Source organism: Nocardia sp. NPDC060220, assembly GCF_042727815.1.
Taxonomy (GTDB): domain Bacteria; phylum Actinomycetota; class Actinomycetes; order Mycobacteriales; family Mycobacteriaceae; genus Nocardia.
Map to the genome: position 1 here is coordinate 1 of NZ_JBHWZY010000638.1, position 4,086 is coordinate 4,086.

Sequence of the window (4,086 nt, forward strand, 5' to 3'; positions counted from 1 at the left end):
GATCGCCGGTTACGCGCGCGGCGGTGGCGGTCAGGCGGCTCGGACAGCCGGGTAGGGCTCCCAGCGGTATACATCGCTGTGGGCGCCGTGATAGAGCGCGAGGTCGACCGCGTCGAGCACGGCCTGACGCGGACCCGACCGCTGCAACTGCGCCGCCGACACCGCCAACCGCAGCACGCCGCCGCGCCGAGCGGTGCGCGCGGCGCCCATCACCAGCGCCCGGCACCACCATGGCTCGGCCCGGAAGCCCTCGCCGATTCCGTACACCCGAGCGCGCTGGGCGACATCGCGTTCCAGGTCGAGCATGGTGGTGAGCCCGAATGCCATGCGGAAGCCCACGTCGGGCAACGCCGCCAGCGCACCGTTCGAGGCGTCCCAGCGCGGCGCGGCGAACAGCCGGGTGCGCAGTTGCACCCGCTCCATCACCCGATCGGCGGCCTTGAGCCGCAGCGTCGCCTCGTGCCGGGGCAGATCGGCGAACTCCGCGCGCCGCGCCTTGGTGGCGGCCTGGTCGTAGCCGTGCAGCACGATCGCGTCGCCTTCGAGGCGCCGCCCGCGCAGCCACGACTGCGTCGCCGGATCGTCGACCAACCGGTACTTGCCCTTCAATCGCGGCGCGACCAGCAGCGACAGGCGCACACCTCGCGCGTCCATCTCTCCGGCGAACTCGATCGCGGCATCGCGAGTCGTATCCCGGATCCCCGACACCGAAACGATCAACTCAGCGTTCATGCACCTACGGTGACAGCTCGAGGTGACGCCGGCGTGCTACCCCGATGACGCCACGACGAATTCCAGCGCACTCCTCACCACCCCTGCCAGTGCAATACCTGTTCGCGCGGCACCCGCACCGCGGGTGCGAAGTCGGTGCCGATCGTGAACGCCAGCGGCAGGAAGGCCGCCATCATGACCTTGTCGTACGGAACACCCAGTACCGCAGCGAGTTCCCGTTCCAGCGGCGCCTGCGCGGTGGTCCATACGGTGCCGAGTCCGCGGGCTCGCGCGGCCAGCATGAAGCTCCACACCGACGGCAGGATCGAGCCCCACGTGCCCGCCTGGACTTCCACCGAGGCGCGGTCGGTGCGGCCTTCCACGGCGGGGATCACGAACGCGGGCACCCGGTGGATATTGGCCGTCAAATAGCGCAAGCCGTCGAAAACCCGCTCGGTGGAGCGCGGGGAGACGTTCATCCGCTCCGCGTCGCGCGCGGTCAGCGGCGTTCCCTGGCTCAGCGGCAGCGACCGCCGGAAGATGTCGGCCAGCTCGCCACGACGGGCCTTGTCGGTGACGACCAGGAAGTGCCAGCGCTGCCGATTGCGCCCGGTCGGCGCCTGCGTGGCCAGATCGACGCACTCCTCGATGAGCGACCGGGGCACCGGCCGATCGAAGTCGAGCCGCTTGCGAACCGCGCGGGTGGTCGACAGCAACTGGTCCGGGGTCAGATCGAGAGTCATGGGCGCTCCTCGTGCCACGCAGGAATCGTCTGGCACCGGATAATCTGCGCTCAGACGATTATGACGTTAGAGCGCCAATCATCTGCCGTCAAACAATCTGCGCACAGATGATTTAATGGAAGCTCGGACCAGAGGAGTCGCATGCCGCCCAAGCCCACCTACTTCCCCCAGCTCGCCGCCGAACGACCCGACATCGCCCTGTGCCGGGCCTCGGCAGCGGTCGCCCGCGCGGCGGAAGCACACGCGAGCGCGCAGGGCCTGGGCGTCGGCCAGCACCTGGTCCTGAAGATGCTCGCCGAGGTCGGCGCCTGCTCCCAGCAGGCACTGGCCGAGGAACTGCGCATCGACCGCAGCGTGATGGTGACGGTCTGCGACGACCTCGAATCATCCGGATATGTTCGGCGCGAACGCAACCCGCTCGATCGCCGCTCCTACGCCGTCACCCTCACCTCTGCGGGCAGCGACCGCCTACACGGCGCCGAAGCCGCCACCCCCGCTTTCCTCGACGACACCTTCGCCGCGCTGACCCCCAGCGAACGCACCCAACTCACCACATTGCTCGGCAAGCTACTCATCACCGAACCCCGGCCCTGACACAAAAAATGGGCCCCGGCCGAAGCCGGGGCCCACCGCATCAGGCGTCCGCGAGACCCACTCGGTCGAGGACCCAGGCGTACTCGAAGCCGACTTCCTTCCACTTCTCGTAGCGGCCGCTCACACCGCCGTGACCCGCGGTCATCTCCGTCTTGAGCAGCACCTCGTTGTCGCCGGTCTTGGTGGCGCGCAGCTTGGCGACCCACTTGGCCGGTTCCACGTAGAGGACACGGGTGTCGTTGAGGCTGGTGATCGCCAGAATGGCCGGGTAGTCCTTGGCCTCGACGTTCTCGTAGGGCGAGTACGACTTCATGTACTCGTAGACGTCCTTGTCCGCCAAGGGGTTTCCCCACTCGTCCCATTCGATCACCGTCAGCGGCAGCGACGGATCGAGGATGGAGGTGAGCGGGTCGACGAAGGGCACATTGGCGAGGATGCCGTTGAACAGTTCCGGCGCCAGGTTGGCGACCGCGCCCATCAGCAGCCCGCCCGCGCTGCCGCCGTCGGCGATCAAGCGGTCAGGTGCGGTGGCACCGGTATCGATGAGATGACTCGCGCAGGCGACGAAGTCGGTGAAGGTGTTCTTCTTCAGCAGCGTCTTGCCGTGCTCGTACCAGAGCCTGCCCATCTCCCCGCCGCCGCGCACATGCGCCACGGCGAACACCATGCCGCGATCGAGCAGCGACAGCCGCGACACCGAGAACGACGGATCGATGCTGGCCTCGTAGGAGCCGTATCCGTACAGCAGGGTGGGTTTCGGCCCGTCGGCCAGACCCTTGCGCTTGATGATCGAGATCGGAATGCGGGTGCCGTCGGCGGCGATGGCCCAATCGCGGTGCTGCTCATAGTCATCGGCGTCGTACCCGCCGAGCACCGGCTGTTCCTTGCGCAGCAGCAGCTCGCCGGTGGCGGGCACATAGTCGAACACCTGCATCGGCGTGATGAACGAGGCGACCCCCACGCGCAAGGTGGGCTGCTCCCACTCCGGGCTCGAACCCGCACCGGCGGAGAACAACTCGAGGCCGAAGTCGAGCTCTGTCAGTTCGCCGAAGCCCTCCGGGGTGAGCGGCCACACCGACAGGCGCGGCAGCGCGTCGCGCCGGTAACCGAGCACCAGATGGGTGGCGAAGGCGTCGATGTCCTCGAGCCGCACGTCCTCGCGATGCCCGATCAGGGTCGTCATGTCCGACGGATCGGTGGCGGGTGCGACAGCGAGCACGAAGTTCTCCGCCTTCACGCCGTCGACCACGTCGTTGTGCAGGATCAGGAACTTGTCCTCGCCCGCGATCACCGCGTGCTCGGCCGAGTACTCCACGCCTTCGCGGCGCGGCAGCAGCACCCGGAACTCGCCCTCGGGATTGTCCGACTCCAGGACCCAGCCCTCGGTGGTGATCTTGGAACCGAGCCAGACCATCAGGTACTTCTCGGAGCGGGTCGCGCCGACACTCACCCAGTAGCGCTCGTCGGGCTCGTGGAACACCGTCACATCGGCGTCGGAACCGGTGCCGACGCGGTGGCGCCACACGGTGTCGGGCCGCCACGACTCGTCGACCGTCTGATAGAAGATGTGCGTGCCGTCCAGCGACCAGGTCGCCCCCGGCGCCGCGCCCGCCACCTCGTCGGCCAGCAGTTCACCGGTGCGCAGGTCCTTGATCCGCAGCGTGTAGCGCTCGTCGCCGGAGCTGTCCACAGAGTAGGCGAGCAGGTTGCCGTCGTGGCTCAGCGAGAACGCGCCGAGCGCGAAGAAGTCCAGCCCCTCGGCGAGGATATTGCTGTCGAGCAGCACCTGCTCGCCCTCGATCGCCGAGCCGACCTCCAGCTGGGGCGGCGTCCAGGCGTCGATACCCTCGGCTTTCGCGTCGACGGGACAGCGGCAGTGCACGCCGTACTGTTTGCCCTCGAAACTGCGCGAGTAATACCAGTAGTCGCCCAGCCGCGTCGGGACCGAGAGATCGGTTTCCTGCGTCCTGGCCTTGATCTCGTCGAAGATCTTGTCCCGCAGGGGCTGCAGCTGGTCGGTCTGCGCCGCGGTGAAGGC

The 4,086-nt window shown here is 68.0% G+C and carries 4 protein-coding genes; 1 reads left to right on the forward strand and 3 read right to left on the reverse strand.

Translation table 11 applies throughout. The features are described 5' to 3' along the window. Positions 1–30: 30 nt before the first annotated feature. Both ACFWF3_RS26795 and ACFWF3_RS26800 read right to left on the reverse strand, forming a co-directional pair. On the reverse strand, positions 31–732 hold the full coding sequence (locus ACFWF3_RS26795) for a DUF2334 domain-containing protein (RefSeq protein WP_378658062.1): 702 nt from the start codon (positions 730–732) through the stop codon (positions 31–33). A gap of 74 nt (positions 733–806) precedes the next feature. Next, positions 807–1,454 (reverse strand): nitroreductase family protein, encoded by a 648-nt coding sequence (locus tag ACFWF3_RS26800; RefSeq protein WP_379316131.1) that lies wholly within the window; start codon positions 1,452–1,454, stop codon positions 807–809. A gap of 141 nt (positions 1,455–1,595) precedes the next feature. Here ACFWF3_RS26800 and ACFWF3_RS26805 point away from each other — a divergent pair, with 141 nt between their 5' ends. Then, positions 1,596–2,048 (forward strand): MarR family winged helix-turn-helix transcriptional regulator, encoded by a 453-nt coding sequence (locus ACFWF3_RS26805; protein WP_379316133.1) that lies wholly within the window; start codon positions 1,596–1,598, stop codon positions 2,046–2,048. A gap of 40 nt (positions 2,049–2,088) precedes the next feature. Here the strand turns inward: ACFWF3_RS26805 and ACFWF3_RS26810 are convergent. Beyond that, positions 2,089–4,086: S9 family peptidase (locus ACFWF3_RS26810; protein ID WP_379316135.1), on the reverse strand; the 1,998-nt coding region annotated here is incomplete at its 5' end.